Genomic DNA, 20,217 nt, shown 5'->3' with positions numbered 1-20,217 from the left:
CGTTGGCCGGAAGCAACTGCCAATGGACTCCGCGGTGCGTGGCGCGGCCACCGGGTCGGTACGACAGGGGCCGGTACGGATAACCGCACCTCGTACCGTTCGGGCCGCCCTGATGTCCCTGTCGCCGCCGGCGCCGAGGCTGGACCGCATGGACAACGTTGTGGAACTAGACGGGGTGACCCGCACCTACGGCTCGCGCCGCCGGCCCATCGCCGCTCTTCGCGGCGTCTCACTCGGGGTGTCGGCCGGCACGTTTGTGGCGGTGATGGGCGCGACCGGGTCGGGCAAGAGCACGCTGCTGCAGTGCGCGGCCGGGCTGGACCGGCCGACGTCGGGCCGGGTCCGGTTGGTCGGCCGGGACGTCACGCGGATGCGCGAGGGTGCGCTGACCCGGCTGCGCCGCGACCGGGTGGGTTTCGTCTTCCAGTCCTACAACCTGCTGTCGGAACTGACGGTGCGGCAGAACGTGCTGCTGCCCCGTCGGCTGGGTGGTCCGCGCCCGCGCCCGCTCGACGAGGTGCTGGCCGAGGTTGGGCTGTCCGGGCTGGCTGGTCGGTCGGTCGGCGAGTTGTCCGGTGGCCAGCGCCAGCGGGTCGCCATTGCCCGTGCGCTGGCTGGCCGTCCCGCCGTGGTGTTCGCGGACGAGCCGACCGGGGCGTTGGATCCGGCTACCGGTGGGCAGGTGATGCAGCTGTTTCGCGGCGGGGTGGACCGGGCCGGGGTGACGGTGGTGATGGTCACCCACGACCCGATGGCAGCGGCCTGGAGCGACCGGCTCATCCTGCTGCGCGAGGGCGAGGTGGTGGCGGACGGCCCGACGCCCGATTCGACGAGCATCGCGGCGCGGCTGCGCGCCACCGTGCAGGACCCGGCGGTGGCCCGGTGAACGCGGGGCTGACCAGGCAGGCGCTGCGCAAGCAGCCGTGGGCCTTCGCTGGACCGTTCGTCACGCAGTGCCTGGCCGCCGCGCTGGTGTCCGGAGCGCTCGGCGCGAACTCCTCGATGTCCGGCGCGCGGTTGGACCCGGCCGCCCGGCAGGCGCTGACCGAGAGCGGGATCCCCGAGATGGCCGTGCTGTTCGTGGTGGTGTCGGTGTACCTGACCGCGTTGATCGTTGGGTTGACCATGACGTCGTCGATCGCCCGGCAGGGCCGGGACATCGCGCTGGTGCGGGCGGTCGGTGCCACTCCCGGGCAGGTACGCCGCGCGGTGGCGGCCCAGGCCGCCGCGGTGGCGGTGCCGGCGGCCGTGCTCGGGGTGCCGCTCGGTGCCCTGCTCGCCCGCGCCTGGTTGGCGGGGCTCACCGGGCACGGGGCAATCCCACCCGGCGTGACGTTCCACCCTTCGGCCGCGGCACTGCCCGCCGCGTTGGGCATCACCGTCGGGGCGTCGCTGGTCGGCGCGCTGGTCGCCGCAGTACGCCCGGCGCGAGTACGCCCCGCCGCCGCGCTGACCGAGACGGCGGTTCCGCGACGCCGGGTCAGCGTTGTGCGTACCGCGATCGGGGTGGTGCTCGTGGCTGGCGGCGTGGTGCTGTCGCTCCGCATCGCGAACGGCGACCCGGCGAAGGCCGGCGACGCGAGCTTCTTCACGATGCTGGCGATGTGCGTGGGGGCCGGTTTCCTCGGTCCGGTCCTGCTGCGGCTGGCCGCCCCGCTGGCGCGACTGTTCGGAGGGACCGGGGCGCTGGCCGCGGACAACCTCGCGGTGCGATCCAAGGCGCTGTCCGGCGCTTTGGTACCGCTGGTCCTCGCGATCGCGTTCGCCACGGTGAAGGTGGTCACGCACACCACGTCCGTACACGTGCGCGCCGTGCCCGACCCACCGGCGCAGGTGTGGACGGAGTACTCCGGGACCGCCGTCTACGTGGCCTTCGCGGCGGTCGCGGCGGTGAACACGCTGGTGACCGTGCTGCTGGCCCGACGTCGGGAGCTTGCGGTGACCCGGCTGGTCGGCGCGAGCAGGACGCGGGCGCTGGCCGTGGTCGTCTGCGAAGCCCTGATGGTGACCGGGACCGCGTTGGCGGTGGGTACGGTGGTCGCGATGGTCACCGTGGTGCCGATGCTGCACGGCATGCTGGGTACGTGGATGCCGTACCTGCCCACCGGGCAGCTGATCGGCGGCCTGGCCACGGTGATCGGCCTGGTCCTGCTGGGCACCGTGGTGCCGGCGCTGGTCGCGATGCGCCGCCCGCCGGTGGAGTCGCTGGCGGTGGACCCGTGAGATCGGTCGCCAGCAGAGTCCTGCGCGCGCCGGTGGCCGCCCGCACCTGGAGCGAGGTCGGATACACGGTCACCGGCACCGTACTGGCCGTGCCGACGTTCGCGATGGCGCTGCTGGGGCTGGTGTTCTCGGTGCTGTCGCTGCTGACGATCGGGCTGCCGCTGCTGACCGGTGTGCTGCTGCTGGCCCGGCTGACCGTCCGGTACTTCCGGGGGCCGGCCCGACTGTTCCTCGGCTGGAGTTGGCCGAACCCGCCGCCCCTGCGCCGGCGCGGGCCGGGTCCGGTGCGCTGGGCCGGCGCGGTGCTGACTGACGCCAGCGCTTGGAAGGCCCTCGCGTACTGCTTCGCCCGGCTGCCGCTGATGGCCGCGGCTGCCTACCTGGGCGGGGTCCTCATCGCCGGAGGGCTGCTCGGGATCACCTATCCCGTGTGGACGCACCGGTTTCCCCAGGATCCGCCGTGGGGCGGTCCCTGGGGTTTGGCCGCGCAGGGGTTGGCCGCGCTGCTGGTGTTTCCGTGGTACTTCCGGCTCATCGTGTGGCTGGACCGGCGGTTGGTGGGGGCGCTGCTGGAGCCGGGCCCGGAGCGGGCCCGGATAGCGGCGTTGGAGGCCAGCAGGGCCGCGCTGCGCGCGGACGCGGCGGCGCTGTTGCGGCGCGTGGAGCGGGACCTGCACGACGGTACGCAGGCCCGGCTGGTCGCGCTGGGCGTGGCGCTGTCGCGCATCGAACGGCGAGCCGACGAGCCGGAGCTGCGGACGATGGTGGCGCAGGCCCGGGGCGCGGTGGTGGAGGCGCTGACCGAGCTGCGGGACATCGTGCGGGGCATTCACCCACCCGCGCTGGACGCCGGCTTGAGCACCGCGATCGAGACCCTGGCCGCGCGCAGCGCGGTACCCGTCGACGTGCAGGTGGACCTGCCCCAGCGGCCACCGCCCGACCTGGAGTCGGCGCTCTACTTCAGCGCCGCCGAACTGCTCACCAACGTGGCGAAACACGCCAGGGCCGGCCGGATTCGGCTGGACCTTCGCGCGCAGGGTGGCGCGCTGCGCCTGACCGTCACCGACGACGGACGCGGCGGGGCGAGGCCGGGGAGCAGGGGTACGGGTCTGGCCGGGCTGGTCCGGCGGGCCGAGTCGCTCGACGGCGCTCTGTGGGTGGACAGCCCGCCGGGTGGGCCGACGACCATCACCGTGGAGTTGCCATGCGAGTAGTGATCGCCGAGGACAACCCGTTACTGCGCGACGGGATCAGGTTGCTACTGACCGATCACGGATTCACCGTCGTGTCGACTGTGGACAACGGTGACGACCTGCGGGCGGCGGTCGGCGAGCACCGGCCGGAGGTGGCGGTGGTCGACGTGCGGATGCCACCGACCTTCACCGACGAAGGTCTGCGGGCGGCACTGGCGATCCGGGCGGCGCACCCGGACATCGGAGTGCTGGTCTTCTCGCAGTGGGTGGAGACCCGGTACGCGCGGCAACTGATCGCCGAGCACCCCGGCCGGGTCGGGTACCTGTTGAAGGACCGCATTGTCAGCACCGACGACTTCGTCGACGCGCTGCGCAGAGTGGCCGCCGGCGGAACAGCACTGGACCCGGAGGTGGTGCGGCAGTTGCTGGCGGCACCGGCGGTGGACGCGGGCGTCGCCCGCCTCAGCGAGCGGGAACGGGAGGTCCTGGGGATGTTGGCCGAGGGCCGCTCCAACGCTGCCATCTGCGAATCGCTCCACCTCGCCGCTCGCAGTGTGGAGAAGCACGTGACAGCCATCTTCACCAAGCTGGACCTACCCCAGGCGCGAACCGACCACCGGCGAGTGCTCGCCGTGCTGCGCTACCTGAACGCGGCGCGCTGAGCCAGCGATACGCCGCGCGGTCTGTGCGGTCGGCGTCGTACGCCTTCAGGGTCGGGCGTCGAATTGGGTCCGGGCTTCGAAGACGCGGTCCATGTGTGTCTCCGCCCAGTCTTTGATCGCGATCATGACCGGGAACAGTTCATGGCCGAGCGGAGTGAGCTCGTAGTCGACGCGGACCGGTACCGAGGCGGTGACCGTGCGGGTGACCAGGCCGTCGCGCTCCAGCGTCCGCAGGGTCTGGGTGAGCATCTTCTGGCTGACGCCGGCGATGCGGTGGGCAAGCTCGCCGTGCCGCTGCGGGCCGTCGACGAGCGCTGGGATCACCAGGGCAACCCACTTGTCGGTGAGCCTGCTCAGCAGCTCGCGGGTCGGGCACTGTTCCAGGAACGCGTCGTAGTCGCGTTTGGCCTGTTCACGGCGTTGAGCCGCGGTCGTCGTCGCCATCTTCGCTCCTTTGGTGCCCTAGGCACTTTACGGTACCTACTTTCTCATAGTGCCGATGATTCGTACGGTCGTGGTGATCACGAAGTCCCACGAAGGAGACGGCGATGCGCGCAGTCAGCTATGCACAGTTCGGAGGGCCGGAGGTCCTGCACGTGGCCGACGTGCCGGTGCCCGAGCCCGGGCCGGGGCAGGTCCGGGTGCGGGTGGCGGCGTCAGTTGTCCATCCGGTCGATCTGATGGTCCGCTCCGGTCGGTTCCCGGCCCCGTTGCCGACCGGTCTGCCCTACACGCCCGGCTGGGACGTTGCCGGCAGCGTCGACGCGGTCGGCCCGTCGGTCGAGGAGTTCACGATCGGCGACGAGGTCATCGGCTTCTCGCCGTGGCTACAAACCACTGTCGGCGCCCACGCCGAGTACGTGGTCCTCGACGCCGCCTGGCTGACCTCCGCTCCCACCGGCGTCCCCGCCACCGAGGCGGCGACCCTGCCGACCAATGGCCTCGCCGCCGCCCAGGCCCTCGACCTGCTCGCGCTCCCGGCGGGTTCGGCCGTGCTCGTCACCGGCGCCGCCGGGCAGGTCGGCGGGTTCGTTCTGGCGCTGGCCCGGGCAACCGGTCTGCACGCCACGGGACTAGCCGGGGCCGACGACCGCGAGTTCGTCGAGTCGCTGGGCGCGGCGTTCCTGTCGCGCGCCGACGATCCGACGGGGACGTTCGACGCGGTCATCGACCTGGCGGTGATCGGCACCTCGCTGCTGGACCTCGTCCGGGACGGCGGTGGCTACGTGGCCGCGTCACCCCCGCTACGCCCGGAGCCGGTGCGGGGAATCCGGACCTTCGCGCTGGAGGTGCTACCGGACGGATCCCGGCTGGGCGAATTGGTCAAACTCGTCACCACCGGCGACATCCCGCTCCGGGTCGCTGACGTGTACCCCTTCGCCGACGCGGCAGCCGCCCACGAGCGGCTGGCCCAGGGCGGCGTGCGCGGCGGCGTGGTGATCGTCCCCTGATCCGCTGCGGAAGCTCGGCCGTCGCGCATCGCGGGGTACTGCGCTGCGCGGTAGGGGTCATCGACGTGCAGCGCCGGCCAGCTACACCGGCCCTGCCCGCGTCGATGCCCCCGCCGGCGAGCCAGCCGGAGTAGCCGGGAACGGCTAGCACCCGCCTAACGTGCCTTCGTCCGAGTTACGGCTTGACGTAGGTATTCGGGATGGTCACGCGCGATGCGCGCGGACAGCGGTCAGTCCTTGGGGCTGGCGCCGAAACGGTTCGCGCCGGGCGTGCCGTCCAAGACCAAGAACACGAGCAGGACGATGCCGCCCACGATCGGCACCAGGCCGATCAGCACCCACCACCCCGTCCGGTCGGTGTCGTGCAGGCGTCGCACCGCGACCGCCAACGCCGGCAGCAGAAGCACCAGGTAGACGATGAGGCCGACGAACCCGGTCGACGAGGACTCCCCAAAGGTCAATCCCAGCGCGTTGTCCAGGATGGCAGCGACAATGCTGACCAGGGTGCTGAACAGGGCGAACCACCAGTACTCAGACCGGCGGGCCCGACCCTTGAAGCCGACGTACTGGCTGAACACGGATTTGATCGCGGCAATGAAGGACATCACTAGCTCCGGTCTTTCGAGGGGTTTACAAGGTCATCGCGGGCAGCCAAACAGATCGAATCGGCGGGGTCATCAGCCGAGCAGCCAAGGCGTAGGGGCCGCAGCGCCCACAAACGATCATCCGCATTCGTCGATGAGCCCGAAGTGAGCTACCCGACCCCCAGTGCCACAGCGAGCCGATGAATCGTCGGCGGGGCGTTCGGGTCGCGGGCGACCTGGGCGACCACCTCCCGGACAGTTGGCCGGTGGCGAATCTCGGCGGGCGCGATGGTGTCGGCCCGCAACAGAACCCGGGCCGCGTTGGTCGGGTCGTCCGTCTGGAGGTAGGCGCGCGCCGCGTCGATCAGGTGTGCGGGGCGGTGCTCGATCGGCAGCCACCGCCACCCGTCCCGCCCGACCGCGTTCTCGTGCCGGGCGACCGCCTGCGGCCCGTCGCCCAGCTCGACGGCGGCGGCGACCCGCGCCAGCTCGACGGCGGTCGGCCCGAACGCGGTCCAGCAGTGGTCATGTCCGTCGCCCACCTGAGCGGCCAGCTCGGCGGCCTCGTCCAGCAGGTCACCGACCACCCGGTCGTCACCCGCCCGGGCCGCGATCAGGGCCGCCTGCACGAGCAGCGACCCGCGCAGCGACAGTTCCGCCGGCGTGCCAGCCCTCGGACTGGGAGCGACCTGGGAGGCGGCGGCCAGCATCACCGGCCCTGCCCGGGTCGACGCCCGCAGCACCTGACCCAACTGCACCGCCGCGCAGGCCAGCAACACCCGGTCACCGGTGGCGGCGGACATCGCCCGATCAGCGGCCAACCAGGCGAGGCTCCCCTCTCCCAGCTTGACGAGCAGCGCCGCCGTCACCCGGTACACCTCCACCACGGCCGCCCGCCCCGCCTCGGGTTCCTGCGCGTAGGCGCGGTGAGCCTCGGTCACCACCGTGGGCAGCAGCTCGACCAGACGCGGATACCGGGCGTGCTGGTAGGTCGTCCACACGTGCCGTACTTCCCGAGCCAACCCCTCGGGCGACATCACCGCCCGGTCCGCCGGGCGACCAAAAGCCATCGGGTACGCGGACAGGGCGGCCCGGATTTGCGCGACGCCCTCGCGACGCTCGGCCACCCCGGCGGGCTGGACATCACGACCGAGCAGCGCTGCAGCATCGACCCGCAACACCGCCGCGATTTCCCGAATGGTCGACAGCCGTTCCAGGGAGCGGACCCCGCGCTCGACCTTGTCCACCCAGCTCTTCGACTTGCCCAACCGATCCGCGAACGACTGCTGCGACAGCCTCCGCCGCACCCGCAGGTAGGCCACCCGTCGGCCGATCGGCACCGGATCACGGCTCACCACGCCACCGCCGATCCGGCACCGCCCGGCTCGTCTCCTGCACCGGTATCCGCTCCGCCTCGGCCTGCGCGAGCAACCGGCGCTTGGCTTCTTCCCGTTCGTGGGCGTCGATCTGCTCGCCACGGCTGAGCGGCTCGTGGTCAGAACTGGGCATCATCACCTCCGCTATTGGAGCGCACCGGCAAGATCGGCCGTCGCGTGGTGTCCAGAATGACGCTGAACTGTCGTCGGGCGCGGCGGCATAGAGCGCGACATCCCGGGCACATTCGGGGCGACATTAAGGCGACACATCGCTATCGTGGCGAACATGAACGCTCCGAACACCGCCCTGCGCGCGATCCGTACCGGGATGCGCATGAGCCAGGATGATTTCGCCCGCGCACTCCAGGCCGCGGGTCACCGCGTCGGCGAGCCCAACGACGCCAGCAAGCGACTCGTCCAGCGCTGGGAGTCCGGCGCGATCGCCGCACCGCGACCCGTGTACGCCCGCGCCCTGGAGGTCGTCACCGGCCTGCCGGTTTCGCTGCTCGGCTTCGCCGCGATACCCGACGGCCATCTCGCCGATGACCAACACGGTGGCCACGACCTGACCTCGACCCTGTCCAGCCTGGCCACGCCAGCGTCCAAGCCACTTGCGGTCCACGGGTCGTACGAGGGTGTCTGGCTCAGCCGCTACCAATACCATTCCAGCGGCCGGGGGGAATCATTCGCCGGGCAGCACTTCGTGGTCGTGCTTCAGCACCGCGACCGACTCACCGTGCGCAGCCTGCCCGGCTCGGCGGCATCGTCACTGTCGCTGGATCTCACCGTGGACGCTGCCGTGGTCACCGGCACCTGGGTCGAGCAGACCGATCACGCCGGCTACTACCGGGGAGCCCGGTACCACGGCGCAATCCAACTACTGGTGGAGCCCACCGGCCGACGGATGGCCGGAAAGTGGGTCGGGTTCGGCAAGGACATGGACGTCAACACCGGCCCCTGGGAGCTGACCTTCCGGGATGCGTCCACGTCCAAGGCGACGCTCGACCAGTACAACAGGTCGCCCGAATAGGATCTCGCCTCTATCTGTTAACGCAATCCAGCCTGCACCAACGAGAGAGCTATCGCAATACAACATCACGCACCCTATCGGCTGGTCCTGCAGGCGTGATGGCCCGCCCGCCATCGAAAGCCGCAGCCACCTCGGGCGCACGAGCGGCGGGCGTTCCGGTCTGGTGGCGCAGATCAAGGAGCGGGAGGGCACCACCTGCCCGAGCCGGACGCGACACCGATCCTCCTCCAGTTCGGCCTGCCCTGTGGGTCGCCATAGGCTGTCGTGTCGAACCTCGATGGGTCCGCGTCCTGCAACCGTGGGTTAGCACCCAGTCATGGCGAGCCACGCCAGCGACCTGCCTGATGCTGCCGACCCCGGACGTTGCCGCGACCGTCACGTCGATGCGTGTGGGACCCACGTGCACGGATCTCCCGCAGATCGCGAGCCCTGGAGCGCAGGCAACCGGCGGGGGTAGGCGCGATCGTGCCGTAAGGCCCATCCAATCAACCTTGAAATACGAGCACCGCAGCGGCCCGTGGGAACCTACCGAACCCCGACCGGACAACTTTCGACGGCGGCAGCACAGGCACTACCTTTGACTTATGCGCGAAGTTGGCCTGCGGGAGCTACGACAGAACGTCAGCGACCTGGTGCGTCGGGCACAGGCCGGTGAACGCCTGACGCTCACTGTCGCCGGCCGACCGGCAGCCGTGCTCGGCCCGGTCAGTCCTCGGATCTGGCGCGAATGGGATGACTTCGCCGACGTGTTCGACCAGCCAACCGATCCAGGGTGCGCCGATCGCCAGGAACAGCAGGGTCCCTTCCCGACGGCGCTGTCGGGAAGGGACCCTGCTGGTCTGAGGTGAGACTTACGGCTTGACGTACGCGTTCACGAACGCCGGGTAGCCGAAGACGCTGGAGATGAAGACCCCGCCGGCCTTTGACCCGTGCACGTTGTAGGCCACGTCGACGAAGAGCGGCACCACCGGCGCGTACTCCTTCATGATCCGCTCGTCGAGCTTGGCCCACTCCGGGCCCTGGTCGGCGGCGGGCATGGCCTGAATGCGGTCCATCTCGGCGTTGATCGTCGGGTCGTTGAAGTAGGACTGGTTGCTGTTGCCTTCGGCCTTGATGGTGCGGCCGTCGTAGAGCACGGGCAGGATCGACGCCCCGCTCGGCCAGTCCGCCGCCCAGTTACCGATGTACAGGTCCCAGGGGTTGTTCTTCTTCTTGATCTCGTCGAGCTTCGCGTCGTCAGAGATGTTCCGCAGCGTGATCTTGAAGCCGGCGCGCTCCAGGTTGGCCTTGAGCTGTGCGCCCTGCTGCTGCTCTGTCGAGTTGTCGGCGACGCCGAGGACCAGCTCGGGCGTCTTCCCGCCGAGCAGTTCCTTGGCCTTGTCGACGTTGCCGTTGGCGCCCGCCGGGTACGCGTCGTACGCCTTGTAGCCGATCGTGGCCGACGGCATCAGCGTGGTCAGCGGCGCGGCGACGGTCTGCCCGCCCATCGCCTTGATGAAGCCCTCGCGGTCGATGGCGTAGTTGAGTGCCTGGCGGACCTTCAGGTCGGTGACCCGCTGGTTGTTGATGACGAGCTGGTTGGCGCTCGGGGTCGGCGAGAGGATCGTCCGGGACTTGAGCGCTGCGTCCCCGGCCACCTTGGCGACCAGCGAGGCGGGCACGGTGTTGAAGGCGAGCGCGCTCTGGTCGGCGCCGTTGTCGGCGATCACCCGGTTGTTGGCGGCGTCCGCGGTCGGGCCGAAGCTCCACACGAACTGGTCCGGGTACTGGTGCCGGACCGGGTCGGTCTTCGGGTCCCAGTTGGGGTTGCGGTCCAGGGTGAGCTGCACGCCGACCTGGTTCTTGGCGACCTTGTACGGGCCGGACGAGAACGGCTGCTTGTCCAGGTCGACGCCGGTGTCCTTGTCGGCCGGCAGCGGCGCGGTGGTCGGCAGCGAGACCGCGAACGGCAGGTCACAGCGGGGCTTGGCGAACTCGAAGCGCAGCGTCTTCGCGTCCGGCGTGCTCAGGCCGGGCGGCAGCGACGTCTTGTTCTTCTTGAAGTCCCACTTGGTGTCGAACTGCGCGGTGTCGGCCAGCCACTCCTGGATGTAGGTCGGGCCGCCGGAGAGGTCCGGGTCGAAGGACCGGGCGATGCCGTACGCGATCTCCTTGGCGGTGATCGGCCGGCCGTCCTCGAACTTCACCCCGTCCTTGACTGTGAATTCCCAGACCTTGCAGTCGTTGTTGACGTTCTTGCCCGGCGTCTCGGCCAGGTCGCCGACGAGGACCAGGCCGCCCTTGCCGTCGTCCTTCCACGTGGTCAGGTAGCGGGCGAAGAGCGGGTTGGTCATCAGACCGGCGAACGAGTACGTCCGCTGGGGGTCCAGGTGGGAGATCGGCGACTCTCGGATGATGGTGAAGGTGCCGCCCTTCGCGGCGCCGCTCACCTCGGCCGCCGGCCCCTGCGAGTCCTTGGGGTCGGTCGCGATGACCCCGGTCTGCTGCCGGTCGGTGTCCACAGTGGTGCCCTCGCCCGTGTTCTTCGAGCACGCACCCAATGCCACAACCAGAGCGATCGCGCCGCCTGCGGCAGCCACCACGCGTGGTTTCATGAAGACCTCCTTCACCCATGTGCCGTGCGTTTCGTCGGGGCGAGAACCGCCGACGTCCCGAGGATCGTAAAGAAGAAAACCTACGAGTTGTGTAACAGTTGTCGATAAATTTTGCCAGCAGCCACGCGCTGGACAGCGGCCGGATCAGCGCAGCCGGACCCGCGGGTCGATGGCCGCGTAGAGCAGGTCCACCAGCACGTTCGCCAGGACCACGAAGACGGCTGCGATCAGCACGGTGGCCATGATGGTGGGCAGGTCCCCCGAGCGCACCGCGTCCACCGCCGTACGCCCCAACCCCTGGATGCCGAACGTCGTCTCGGTGATCACCGTGCCGCCGAGCGCCCCGCCGACGTCCAGTCCGGCGATTGTCACCACCGGGGTGATCGCCGCGCGCAGCGCGTGCCGCCCGTACACGGTGGGTTTGGCCAGGCCCTTGGCCCGCGCGGTCCGGACGAAGTCCTCCGAGAGCGTCTCCAACATCTGCGCCCGGGACAGCCGGGCGTAGATGGCCGAGAAGAGGAAGGCCAACGCCACCCAGGAGAGGACCAACCCACTTGCCCACTTCGCCGGGTTGTCGAAGAGGGGGGTGTAGCTGGGCACCGGCAGCAGCCGCAGGTTGTAGACGAAGACCAGCAGCAGCACCGCCCCCACGAAGTACAGCTGCAACGAGGCGCCGGTCAGCGAGAAGCCGATGGCCGCCCGGTCCAGCCAGGTGCCCCGACGCAGCGCGGAGAGCATGCCGAGCCCCACACCGAGCAGCAGCCAGAGGATGGCCGCCGGGATCACGATGCTCAACGTCACCGGCAGCACTCGGGCGATGGTGTCCGAGACGGCCTCGTTTGTGACGTACGACCAGCCCAGGCAGGGCGCGTCGCACCGGCCGCCCTGCGCGCTGCCCAGGTCCCGACCGGTGACGATGCCCTTCATGTAACCGGCGTACTGGCTGATCAGCGGGTCGTTCAGGCCCAGGTCGTCGCGGACCCGCTCCAGCCGCTCCGGGTTGCAGTTCTTCGAGCAGATGCTGCTGACCGGGTCGCGCGGCAGGGCGAAGAACATCAGGAAGGTCAGCACGCTCACCGCGAACAGGGTCAGCGTGGCGGAGAAGAGCCGCTTGATCAGAAATCTCGACACGAGAAACCCCTACCGGGACGACTTCGGGTCGAGCGCGTCCCGCAACGCGTCGCCGAAGAGGTTGAAGGCGAACACCAGCGCGAAGATCATGATGCCCGGGAAGAACACGTAGGCCGGGTCGGTCTGGAGGAAGTCCAGACTGTCGTAGATCATCCGGCCGAAACTCGGCGTCTCGTCGCTGAGGCCGACGCCGATGAACGAGAGCGCGGCCTCGCTGGTGATGAACTGTGGGACCGCCAGGGAGAACGAGACCAGGATCGGCGCCCAGATGTTCGGCAGCAGTTGCCGGAACAGCATGTGCCCCAGCCCGGCCCCGCTGGCCCTGGCCGCCTCCACGAACTCCCGCTCGCGCAGCGCGATCACCTGCCCCCGCACCAGGCGGGCGGTGCTGGTCCAGCCGAAGATGGCGAACACGGCGATCAGCACGCCGATGCCGAAGGCGGACGACACCTGCCCTCGCTCGCCATAGAAGCGCAGCGTGATGGTGGGGGTGAGAGCCAGGGCGATGATCAGGAACGGCATGGCCAGGGTCAGGTCGGTGATCCAGTTGATCACCGCGTCGAACCAGCCGCCGAGGTAGCCCGCGAGCGCGCCGAGCGTGATACCGATCGTCGCGGTGATCAACGCGGCGGCGAACGCGATGAACAGCGACGTCCGCAGCCCGTAGATCAACCGGATGAAGATGTCCCGGCCCAGCCCCGGCTCCAGGCCGAACCAGTGTTCTCCGGTGACACCACCGGCGTAACCCAGCGGCATCCCGAACCCGTCCAGCAGGTTCTGGAACTGCTCCCGCGGACCCACGCCGTAGGCCATCTCGATCAGCGGAGCCGCCAGCCCCACCAGCAGGAAGAGGACCAGCAGCACGCCGCTGACCATGGCCGTCCGGTCCCGGCGCAGCCGCAGCCAGGCGAGCTGACCTGGCGAACGCCCGACCACACCCTTCGTCGCCGGCCCGCCCGCGCCCGTGCCGGACCCGATCTCGGCCAGCGCCACACCCTCCACCGGGGACAGGCTCACGACGGCACCTCCTCGACGTTCACGGCGGCTGCGCGCGACGCCGCCCGGGCCACTGGCACACCGGGCTCCGCCGCGGCGCCGGCGTCGGCGGGTTCCGGGCTCGTGCTGGCCGCTTCCCCTTCCGGGAAGTGACACGCGGTGGCCTGCCGGCCGCCGTCGCGTGGCACCAGCGCGGGCTCCTCGCTCGCGCAGATGTCCTGCGCCTTCCAGCACCGGGTGCGGAACCGGCAGCCCGACGGCGGGTCCAGCGGGGTGGGCACGTCACCGGTCAGCCGGATCCGGCCCGCCGGCCCGAGCTGGGTGACGTCCGGGATCGCCGAGAGCAACGCCCGGGTGTACGGGTGCTGCGGGCGCTCGTAGATGTCGGCGCGGTCGCCGATCTCCACGATCCGGCCCAGGTACATGACCGCGACCCGCTGGCAGAAGTGCCGGACCACGGCCAGGTCGTGCGCGATGAACACGAAGGCCAGGCCAAGCTCCCGTTGCAGGTCACGCAGCAGGTTGACCACCTGCGCCTGGATCGAGACGTCCAGCGCGCTCACCGGCTCGTCGGCGACGATCAGCTTGGGCCGCAACGCCAACGCGCGGGCGATGCCGATGCGCTGGCGCTGACCACCGGAGAACTCGTGCGGGTACCTGTTGTAGTGCTCCGGGTTCAACCCGACAAGCTCCAGCAGCTCCTGCACCCGGGCCTTGATCCCACCCGGCGGCTTGATCCCGTTGACCTGCAACGGCATCGCCACGATCCGGCCGACGGTGTGCCGGGGGTTCAACGAGGCGTACGGGTCCTGGAAGATGATCTGGAGTTCCTGGCGCAGTGGGCGCAACTCCCGCCGGCCGGCGTGGGTGATGTCCCGCCCGGCGAACTCGATGCTGCCGCTTGTCGGCTCCAACAGCCGCACCAGCATCCGGCCGGTGGTGGTCTTGCCGCAGCCCGACTCCCCCACCAGGCCGAGCGTCTCGCCGGGGCGCACCTCGAAGTCGAGCCCGTCCACCGCCCGCACCAGACCGGTGGCGCGCAGCCCCTGACGTACCGGGAAGTGCTTGGTCAGCCCGCGTACCCGCAGCAGTGGTTCGTCGGTCATCGGGCCACCCCCACGGATGCGATGTCCTCGGCGTAGAACGTGGCACGCTCCTCGACGCTCAGGTGGCAGGCGACCAGGTGGCCGTCGGCCCCTGCTGGGCGCAGTTCCGGCACCTCGCTCTGGGAGCGGCTGCCGACGCGGTCCGCGTACCGGCAGCGGGGGTGGAACGCGCAGCCGGGCGGCAGGTCGATCAGGCTGGGCGGGTTGCCGGGGATCGGCACCAGGTCCGCGTCCGCGTCGCCGTGCAGCGACGGCACGCTGGAGAGCAACCCCCAGGTGTACGGATGCTGCGGCGCCCGGAGCACCTGCTCGACGCTGCCCCGCTCGACGGCGCGCCCGCCGTACATGACAAGCACGTCGTCGGCGACCTGACCGACCACGCCGAGATCGTGGGTGATCAGGATGATCGCGGAGTGGAACTCGGCCTGAAGGTCGGCGAGCAGGTCCAGGATCTGCGCCTGCACTGTGACGTCCAGCGCTGTGGTCGGCTCGTCGGCGATCAGCAACGCCGGGTCGTTGACCAGGGACATCGCGATCATCGCCCGTTGGCGCATGCCGCCGGAGAACTCGTGCGCGTACTGGTCGAAGCGGCGGGCCGGCTGCGGGATGCCGACCCGGTCCAGCATGTCCACCGCCCGTTGGCGGGCCTCCCGCCGGTTGGCCTTCGGGTGGTGCACCCGGTACGCCTCGGCGATCTGCCGGCCCACCGTGTAGTAGGGGTGCAGCGCCGACAGTGGATCCTGGAAGATCATCGCCATGTCCCGGCCGCGCAGCCGGCGTACCTCCTCGTCGGGGAGGCCGACCACCTGCCGGCCGCCGACGGAGATCTCCCCGGTGATGGTGGTCCGTTTGGGGTCGTGCAGGCCGAGGATGGCCAGCGAGGTGACGCTCTTGCCCGAGCCGGACTCGCCGACGATGCCGAGGGTGCGGCCCCGCTCGACGGCGAACGACACCCCGTCGACCGCGCGCACCACGCCGTCCTCAGTGTCGAACCGGACCCGCAGGTCACGTACCCGCAGGTAGGCGTCCTCGTCGGAGCGCTGCGCCGGCACGGTGGGGCGGTCGTCCGGTTCCCCGGACCGCACCGGTTCCGAGCTGTCCACGGCCACCTCCCTCAGTGACGAAGAGAACTTACAGGAAAGTCCTGAGGGTGAAAATAAGCTACAAAGCCGGCACCTGTCAGCGGGCCCGAGCGTAACGAGTCCGCATCGACCCCGCACCCCCCGTCACCTCGCCATCCACCGCCGTTCATGCCGAAACCGCACCTCAAGTGCGACCATGGCGAGAGCAGCCAGCAGAGGATGTCCGTAGCGCGAGGTGGAGGTGACCCATGACCGCGGCAGTGTTCGATCACGGAGGTCCGTGGACCGAAGAGGAGTTCCTCGCCCTCGGCGAGACGCAGGATCGCGTCGAACTCTTCGACTGGAGCCTCCACGTGACCCCAGGACCCACCCCCCGGCATCAAAGAATCTCCCGCAAGCTCGGCAATATCCTCGAAGCAGCCGCGGAGGCGGCGGACCTTGAGCTGCTGGAAGCAGTGAACGTCCGGCTCCGGCCAGGTCGAATACCGATTCCCGATCTCGTCGTCACCAACGCAGTCGATCTCGACGAGCCCAACATCGAGTCGGCTGATGTGCGACTGGTCTGCGAGATCATCTCGCCGAGCAACGCGTCCACCGACAAAGTCCTCAAGATGCATTACTACGCCGCAGCCGGCATCGAGTGGTACCTGCTGGTGGAGCAGAGGACGGGTGCCATGCGCCTTTACCAGCGGCGGGGCGGCCACTACGTGGAGACGGCGACGGCGAAGCGCGGCGAGGTGTTGGAGCTGACCGAGCCGGTGCGGGCCACGATCCGGCCGGAGGATCTCGTCCCCTGACGGGTGTCGGTCGGCTGGCCTAGGGTCGGTCGCATGACCGAGTTCGACGCGGCCACCGCCGCCGTCCAGGCCGCCCTCGACGCGGGCGCCCGGTACGCCGACGCCCGGGTGATGCACCGCCGCTACGAGTCGATGACCGCGCGCAACGGCGACGTGGAGGAGTTGACCCAGGACGAGAGCATCGGGATCGGTGTCCGAGCGCTTGTCGGTGCGAGTTGGGGCTTCCACGCCGTACCCGATCTGTCGGACGCCGCCGCCCGCGACGCCGGGCGGCGCGCGACCCGGACCGCCATGGCGAGCGCACGCGTCCCCGGCCCGGCGGTCGACCTGGTTCCGGCGCAGGCGGTCACCGCGAGCTGGGCCTCCGGCTGCGAGATCGACCCGCTCGCGGTGTCCCTGTCGGACAAGGGCGACCTGCTTGTCGGCGCGACCCGCACGATGGCCGAACACGGCGCGGACCTGGCCGAGGGCCTGTACCAGATCTGGGACACCGCGAAGTGGTTCGTCTCCAGCGAGGGCCACCGGATCGACCAGCGGATCCGCGAGTGCGGCGGCGGCATTTCCGCCACCTCCATCGGTGCCGGTGAGACGCAGCGCCGGTCCTGGCCGAGCTACCGGGGGCAGTACGGGACCACCGGCTGGGAGCTGGTCGAGTCGCTCGACCTGGCCGCGCACGCCGCACAGATCGCCGAGGAGTCCCGGGCGCTGCTCACCGCGCCGCTCTGCCCGGCCGGTGAGACGGATCTGATCCTCGGCGGCGAGCAGCTGGCCCTCCAGATCCACGAGTCGGTCGGGCACGCCATCGAGCTGGACCGGATCCTCGGCTGGGAGGCCGCGTTCGCCGGCACGTCCTGGCTGGACCTGGCGCAGCTCGGTTCGCTGCGCTACGGCTCCGAGCTGATGAACATCACAATCGATCCGACCATCCCCGGCGCGCTGGGCAGCTTCGGTTACGACGACGAGGGCTCCCCGGCGGTCAAGCGGGACGCGGTCCGCGACGGGCGCTGGGTGGGGGTGCTCGCCGGCCGGGACTCCGCCGCCATGGCCAGCCTCGACTACGGCGGCAGCGTACGGGCCGACGGGTGGGCCCGGCTGCCGATGGTGCGGATGACAAACGTCGGCCTGGAACCCGGCCCGCACACCCTGGAGGAGATCATCGCGGCGACCGACGACGGCGTATTGATGGACCTCAACCGGTCCTGGTCGATTGACGACAAGCGGCTCAACTTCCAGTTCGGCTGCGAGGTCGGCTGGGAGATCAAGAAGGGTCGGCGGGGGCGGATGCTGCGCAATCCCACGTACACCGGGATCGGTCCGCTCTTCTGGCGCTCGATGGACATGCTCTCCGGCGAGACGGTCTCCTGGGGCACGCCGAACTGCGGCAAGGGCCAGCCCGGCCAGATCGGGCACACCGGCCACCCGGCCGCGCCGGCCCGCTTCCGCAACGTCCGGGTGGGAGTGTCCGCGTGAGCGCGAGGAGTGAGCCGGTTTTGCGAGCCCCGCAGTCGCGAACGAAAGGTGACCCCGCGTGAGCGCGAGGAGCGAGTCGGAGCTGGCTGGGCAGGTCATCGAGCTGGTCCGCCGCCTCGGTGGGCCGGGGGCGCAGGCCGAGGTGGTGGTGACGCGGGCGGACCTGGCGCTCACCCGGTTCGCCAACTCGGCCATCCACCAGAACGTCGCGGAGTCGACCGTCGGGGTCCGGCTACGGCTGCACGTCGACGGTCGGACCGCCGCCGGCAGCGGCAGCGTGGTCACCGCCGACGGGCTGGGCGCACTGGTCGCGCGCACGCTGGCCGCGGCGCGACTCTGCCCGCGCGACCCGGGCTGGCCGGGGCTGGCCCCGCCGGTGCCCGCGCCGGCCGCGCCGGGAGTCGACGAGGCCACCGCGCACGCCGAGCCGGATCAGCGGGCCGACCGGGTCGGCGCTTTCGTGGCCGCCGCCGGGGGCCTCAGCACGGCCGGCTACTGCCGCACCGCGCACCGCTCGTCGGCGTTCGCCAACTCGGCCGGGCACACGGCGGCCGGCCGCTCGGCCGAGGCGGCGATGGACGGCATCGCGCGTCGCGACGGCGCGGACGGGGTGGCCCGACGCCACGCCGACCGACTCTCCGACCTCGACGGCGCCGAGCTGGGCGCGCAGGCGGCGGCGAAGGCCCAGGCCGCGGCCGACCCGGTCGAGCTGCCACCGGGACGCTACGAGGTGGTGTTCGAGCCGGCCGCCGTGGCGGACCTGTTGCAGAACCTGTCCTTCTACGGCTTCAACGGCAAGCGGTACGCCGAGCGGCAGTCGTTCGCCGAGCCGGGCACCGCCCAGTTCGACCGGGCGGTGACCCTGGTGGACGACCCGCAGGGCGCGTCGGGGTTGCCGTTCGACGCGGAGGGCACCGGTCGACGGGCGCTGACCCTGGTCGAGGCGGGCACCACCCGGGCGGTGGCGCACGACCGGCGGACGGCCGACGCGGCTGGCGCGCAGTCCACCGGGCACGCGGTCGCGGGTGGCGCCACCTGGGGGCCGATGGCCCGCAACCTGCGGCTGTCCGGCGCGACGGCCGGCCCGGTCAGCGCGACCGGCCGGAGCACCACCGGTGGGGCGGCCGGCGCGGTGGTCGACGCGGACACCGCGGCGCTGGTCGCCGACGTACGCCGAGGGTTGCTGGTCACCGACCTCTGGTACACCCGGGTGCTCGACCCGAAGAGCCTCGTCGTCACCGGACTGACTCGCAACGGCGTCTGGCTCATCGAGGACGGCACTGTCGTGCGGGCGGTACGTGACCTGCGGTTCACCGAGTCGTACCCGCGGGCGCTCGGGCCCGGGGCGGTGCTCGGGCTGGGCGCTCGGGCGGCGCGCCAACCGGATCGGGTGGACGGTGTGTGGTGGGCGGCCCCCTCGCTGCGACTGGCGTCCTGGCACTTCACCGGAGGTGCCTCGGGATGACCGCCGCGGTCCGCCGTCGACCGGCGTACCAAGGCTTTTCCGCAGGCCAGACACACGGGACACTCCCTTGCGCGGACGGCCCGCAGAGATCGGCGTAACGTGTGTCACTTAGCTGCGTCGGTCGATCCGGCGTGGTCGTTGGTGTGCGCAGGACGTGGCAGCGGGTGCGGGTTCGCCGGTCCGCGTGCCGACCGGAGAAAGATCAGCCCGCCCGTACGGGCCCGTCGAGGAGACGACTCGAATGACTTCAACGGCAACGAAGCCGCGGGGAGCGCGGGCGCGCGCCGCGATCGCGGCGAAGACGTTGCGTACCGACCGCTGGTGGTTCGCTCCGCTGATCACCGTGATCGGCCTCAGCGCCTGGGTCGCGTACGCGACGGTCCGGGTGTTCATGCACGACTTCTACTGGGTCGCGGACTACCACTACCTGACCCCGTTCTACTCGCCCTGCGTCACGGAGCGGTGTGTCGAGGGCGCCTCGCACTTCGGCCGGTTCCTGCCCGGCTGGTGGATCATTCCGGACGCGGCGCTGACCCTGCCGTTCCTGCTGCTGTTCCGGCTCACCTGCTACTACTACCGCAAGGCCTACTACCGGTCGTTCTGGCTGTCGCCGCCGGCCTGCGCCGTGCCGGACGGCCACAAGGAGTACGCCGGTGAGACCCGCTTCCCGCTGCTCGGTCAGAACCTGCACCGCTACTTCTTCTACGCCGCCGCGATCATCTCGCTGATCAACACCTGGGACGCGATCCTCGCCTTCCACTCGCCAAAGGGCTTCGGCTTCGGGCTCGGCAACATCATCCTGCTGCTCAACGTGGTGATGCTCTGGGCGTACACAATTTCTTGCCACTCCTGCCGGCACATCATCGGCGGCCGGCTCAAGCACTTCTCCAAGCACCCGGTGCGGTACAAGGCCTGGACGGTCGTCTCGGCGTTGAACGTCCGGCACATGCAGCTCGCCTGGATCACCCTCGGCACCCTGGCGCTGGCCGACTTCTACATCATGGCGCTCGCGGCCGGCTGGTTCTCCGACCTGCGGTTCATCAACTAAAGGGCCCCT

The 20,217-nt window shown here is 70.5% G+C and carries 20 protein-coding genes; 11 read left to right on the top strand and 9 right to left on the bottom strand.

Annotated elements, in window-relative coordinates:
* The first annotated feature begins 148 nt into the window (after positions 1 to 148).
* Genes ABZU25_RS19095 through ABZU25_RS19080 form a run of 4 tightly spaced genes read left to right on the top strand, consistent with a single transcriptional unit; the run spans position 149 to position 4,078 of the window.
* Positions 149 to 886, top strand: coding sequence for an ABC transporter ATP-binding protein (locus ABZU25_RS19095; protein ID WP_355030678.1), 738 nt, complete (start codon positions 149 to 151; stop codon positions 884 to 886).
* Positions 883 to 2,223, top strand: coding sequence for an ABC transporter permease (locus ABZU25_RS19090; protein WP_355030677.1), 1,341 nt, complete (start codon positions 883 to 885; stop codon positions 2,221 to 2,223). The genes ABZU25_RS19095 and ABZU25_RS19090 overlap by 4 nt, the downstream gene beginning before the upstream one ends.
* Positions 2,220 to 3,437 carry a sensor domain-containing protein gene (locus ABZU25_RS19085; protein WP_355030676.1) on the top strand — a complete coding sequence of 406 codons (1,218 nt, stop codon included), beginning with the start codon at positions 2,220 to 2,222 and terminating at the stop codon, positions 3,435 to 3,437. The genes ABZU25_RS19090 and ABZU25_RS19085 overlap by 4 nt, the downstream gene beginning before the upstream one ends.
* Positions 3,428 to 4,078: a response regulator transcription factor gene (locus ABZU25_RS19080; protein WP_355030675.1), complete on the top strand. Its 651-nt coding sequence runs from the start codon at positions 3,428 to 3,430 to the stop codon at positions 4,076 to 4,078. Before ABZU25_RS19085 ends, ABZU25_RS19080 begins: the two co-directional genes overlap by 10 nt.
* Before the next feature lie 45 nt (positions 4,079 to 4,123).
* Here ABZU25_RS19080 and ABZU25_RS19075 read toward each other — a convergent pair whose 3' ends face one another.
* Positions 4,124 to 4,522 (bottom strand): helix-turn-helix domain-containing protein, encoded by a 399-nt coding sequence (locus ABZU25_RS19075; RefSeq protein ID WP_355030674.1) that lies wholly within the window; start codon positions 4,520 to 4,522, stop codon positions 4,124 to 4,126.
* Between the two features lie 104 nt (positions 4,523 to 4,626).
* Here ABZU25_RS19075 and ABZU25_RS19070 point away from each other — a divergent pair, with 104 nt between their 5' ends.
* On the top strand, positions 4,627 to 5,529 hold the full coding sequence (locus tag ABZU25_RS19070; RefSeq protein ID WP_355030673.1) for an NADP-dependent oxidoreductase: 903 nt from the start codon (positions 4,627 to 4,629) through the stop codon (positions 5,527 to 5,529).
* 230 nt (positions 5,530 to 5,759) lie between these two features.
* On the opposite strand, the gene ABZU25_RS19065 is transcribed toward ABZU25_RS19070, so the two are convergent.
* The 3 genes from ABZU25_RS19065 to ABZU25_RS19055 all read right to left on the bottom strand — a co-directional run bounded on the left by ABZU25_RS19065 (position 5,760) and on the right by ABZU25_RS19055 (position 7,622).
* Entirely contained in the window at positions 5,760 to 6,134 is a 375-nt protein-coding gene (locus ABZU25_RS19065) for a DUF805 domain-containing protein (protein WP_355030672.1), read from the bottom strand.
* A 149-nt stretch (positions 6,135 to 6,283) separates the two neighbouring features.
* Positions 6,284 to 7,468: a helix-turn-helix domain-containing protein gene (locus ABZU25_RS19060; protein ID WP_355030671.1), complete on the bottom strand. Its 1,185-nt coding sequence runs from the start codon at positions 7,466 to 7,468 to the stop codon at positions 6,284 to 6,286.
* On the bottom strand, positions 7,458 to 7,622 hold the full coding sequence (locus ABZU25_RS19055) for a hypothetical protein (RefSeq protein WP_355030670.1): 165 nt from the start codon (positions 7,620 to 7,622) through the stop codon (positions 7,458 to 7,460). The genes ABZU25_RS19060 and ABZU25_RS19055 overlap by 11 nt, the downstream gene beginning before the upstream one ends.
* 144 nt (positions 7,623 to 7,766) lie before the next feature.
* Here ABZU25_RS19055 and ABZU25_RS19050 point away from each other — a divergent pair, with 144 nt between their 5' ends.
* Positions 7,767 to 8,519: an XRE family transcriptional regulator gene (locus ABZU25_RS19050; protein WP_355030669.1), complete on the top strand. Its 753-nt coding sequence runs from the start codon at positions 7,767 to 7,769 to the stop codon at positions 8,517 to 8,519.
* A gap of 584 nt (positions 8,520 to 9,103) precedes the next feature.
* Positions 9,104 to 9,367, top strand: coding sequence for a type II toxin-antitoxin system prevent-host-death family antitoxin (locus tag ABZU25_RS19045; RefSeq protein ID WP_355030668.1), 264 nt, complete (start codon positions 9,104 to 9,106; stop codon positions 9,365 to 9,367).
* Between the two features lie 3 nt (positions 9,368 to 9,370).
* On the opposite strand, the gene ABZU25_RS19040 is transcribed toward ABZU25_RS19045, so the two are convergent.
* From ABZU25_RS19040 to ABZU25_RS19020, 5 genes are all read right to left on the bottom strand, one after another.
* Positions 9,371 to 11,113 carry an ABC transporter substrate-binding protein gene (locus tag ABZU25_RS19040; protein ID WP_355030667.1) on the bottom strand — a complete coding sequence of 581 codons (1,743 nt, stop codon included), beginning with the start codon at positions 11,111 to 11,113 and terminating at the stop codon, positions 9,371 to 9,373.
* Between the two features lie 144 nt (positions 11,114 to 11,257).
* Positions 11,258 to 12,244 carry an ABC transporter permease gene (locus tag ABZU25_RS19035; RefSeq protein WP_355030666.1) on the bottom strand — a complete coding sequence of 329 codons (987 nt, stop codon included), beginning with the start codon at positions 12,242 to 12,244 and terminating at the stop codon, positions 11,258 to 11,260.
* Between the two features lie 9 nt (positions 12,245 to 12,253).
* Positions 12,254 to 13,261: an ABC transporter permease gene (locus ABZU25_RS19030; RefSeq protein WP_355030665.1), complete on the bottom strand. Its 1,008-nt coding sequence runs from the start codon at positions 13,259 to 13,261 to the stop codon at positions 12,254 to 12,256.
* Positions 13,258 to 14,346 carry a dipeptide ABC transporter ATP-binding protein gene (locus ABZU25_RS19025; RefSeq protein WP_355030664.1) on the bottom strand — a complete coding sequence of 363 codons (1,089 nt, stop codon included), beginning with the start codon at positions 14,344 to 14,346 and terminating at the stop codon, positions 13,258 to 13,260. The genes ABZU25_RS19030 and ABZU25_RS19025 overlap by 4 nt, the downstream gene beginning before the upstream one ends.
* Complete coding sequence (locus ABZU25_RS19020) at positions 14,343 to 15,398, bottom strand: ABC transporter ATP-binding protein (RefSeq protein ID WP_355030713.1); 1,056 nt, start codon at positions 15,396 to 15,398, stop codon at positions 14,343 to 14,345. Before ABZU25_RS19020 ends, ABZU25_RS19025 begins: the two co-directional genes overlap by 4 nt.
* A 278-nt stretch (positions 15,399 to 15,676) precedes the next feature.
* Between ABZU25_RS19020 and ABZU25_RS19015 the strand changes: the two genes are divergently transcribed.
* From ABZU25_RS19015 to ABZU25_RS19000, 4 genes are all read left to right on the top strand, one after another.
* Positions 15,677 to 16,225 (top strand): Uma2 family endonuclease, encoded by a 549-nt coding sequence (locus ABZU25_RS19015; RefSeq protein ID WP_355030663.1) that lies wholly within the window; start codon positions 15,677 to 15,679, stop codon positions 16,223 to 16,225.
* 33 nt (positions 16,226 to 16,258) lie between these two features.
* Positions 16,259 to 17,695: a TldD/PmbA family protein gene (locus ABZU25_RS19010; protein ID WP_355030662.1), complete on the top strand. Its 1,437-nt coding sequence runs from the start codon at positions 16,259 to 16,261 to the stop codon at positions 17,693 to 17,695.
* A gap of 58 nt (positions 17,696 to 17,753) precedes the next feature.
* On the top strand, positions 17,754 to 19,160 hold the full coding sequence (locus ABZU25_RS19005; protein WP_355030661.1) for a metallopeptidase TldD-related protein: 1,407 nt from the start codon (positions 17,754 to 17,756) through the stop codon (positions 19,158 to 19,160).
* A gap of 241 nt (positions 19,161 to 19,401) precedes the next feature.
* Positions 19,402 to 20,208 carry a hypothetical protein gene (locus ABZU25_RS19000; RefSeq protein ID WP_355030660.1) on the top strand — a complete coding sequence of 269 codons (807 nt, stop codon included), beginning with the start codon at positions 19,402 to 19,404 and terminating at the stop codon, positions 20,206 to 20,208.
* Positions 20,209 to 20,217 lie beyond the last annotated feature (9 nt).

This window comes from Micromonospora sp. NPDC005215 (assembly GCF_040607915.1).
Classification (GTDB): domain Bacteria; phylum Actinomycetota; class Actinomycetes; order Mycobacteriales; family Micromonosporaceae; genus Micromonospora.
Note: the sequence above shows the minus strand (reverse complement) of the source record. Positions and strands in the feature narration are given on the sequence as shown.

Bases quoted from the DNA above. Each gene is read 5' to 3' on its own strand.
- ABZU25_RS19095 (WP_355030678.1), top strand. From the start codon at position 149: ATGGACAACGTTGTGGAACTAGACGGGGTGACCCGCACCTACGGCTCG.
- ABZU25_RS19080 (WP_355030675.1), top strand. From the start codon at position 3,428: ATGCGAGTAGTGATCGCCGAGGACAACCCGTTACTGCGCGACGGGATC.
- ABZU25_RS19075 (WP_355030674.1), bottom strand. From the start codon at position 4,522: ATGGCGACGACGACCGCGGCTCAACGCCGTGAACAGGCCAAACGCGAC.
- ABZU25_RS19070 (WP_355030673.1), top strand. From the start codon at position 4,627: ATGCGCGCAGTCAGCTATGCACAGTTCGGAGGGCCGGAGGTCCTGCAC.
- ABZU25_RS19065 (WP_355030672.1), bottom strand. From the start codon at position 6,134: ATGTCCTTCATTGCCGCGATCAAATCCGTGTTCAGCCAGTACGTCGGC.
- ABZU25_RS19055 (WP_355030670.1), bottom strand. From the start codon at position 7,622: ATGCCCAGTTCTGACCACGAGCCGCTCAGCCGTGGCGAGCAGATCGAC.
- ABZU25_RS19045 (WP_355030668.1), top strand. From the start codon at position 9,104: ATGCGCGAAGTTGGCCTGCGGGAGCTACGACAGAACGTCAGCGACCTG.
- ABZU25_RS19040 (WP_355030667.1), bottom strand. From the start codon at position 11,113: ATGAAACCACGCGTGGTGGCTGCCGCAGGCGGCGCGATCGCTCTGGTT.
- ABZU25_RS19025 (WP_355030664.1), bottom strand. From the start codon at position 14,346: ATGACCGACGAACCACTGCTGCGGGTACGCGGGCTGACCAAGCACTTC.
- ABZU25_RS19015 (WP_355030663.1), top strand. From the start codon at position 15,677: ATGACCGCGGCAGTGTTCGATCACGGAGGTCCGTGGACCGAAGAGGAG.
- ABZU25_RS19010 (WP_355030662.1), top strand. From the start codon at position 16,259: ATGACCGAGTTCGACGCGGCCACCGCCGCCGTCCAGGCCGCCCTCGAC.
- ABZU25_RS19000 (WP_355030660.1), top strand. From the start codon at position 19,402: ATGACTTCAACGGCAACGAAGCCGCGGGGAGCGCGGGCGCGCGCCGCG.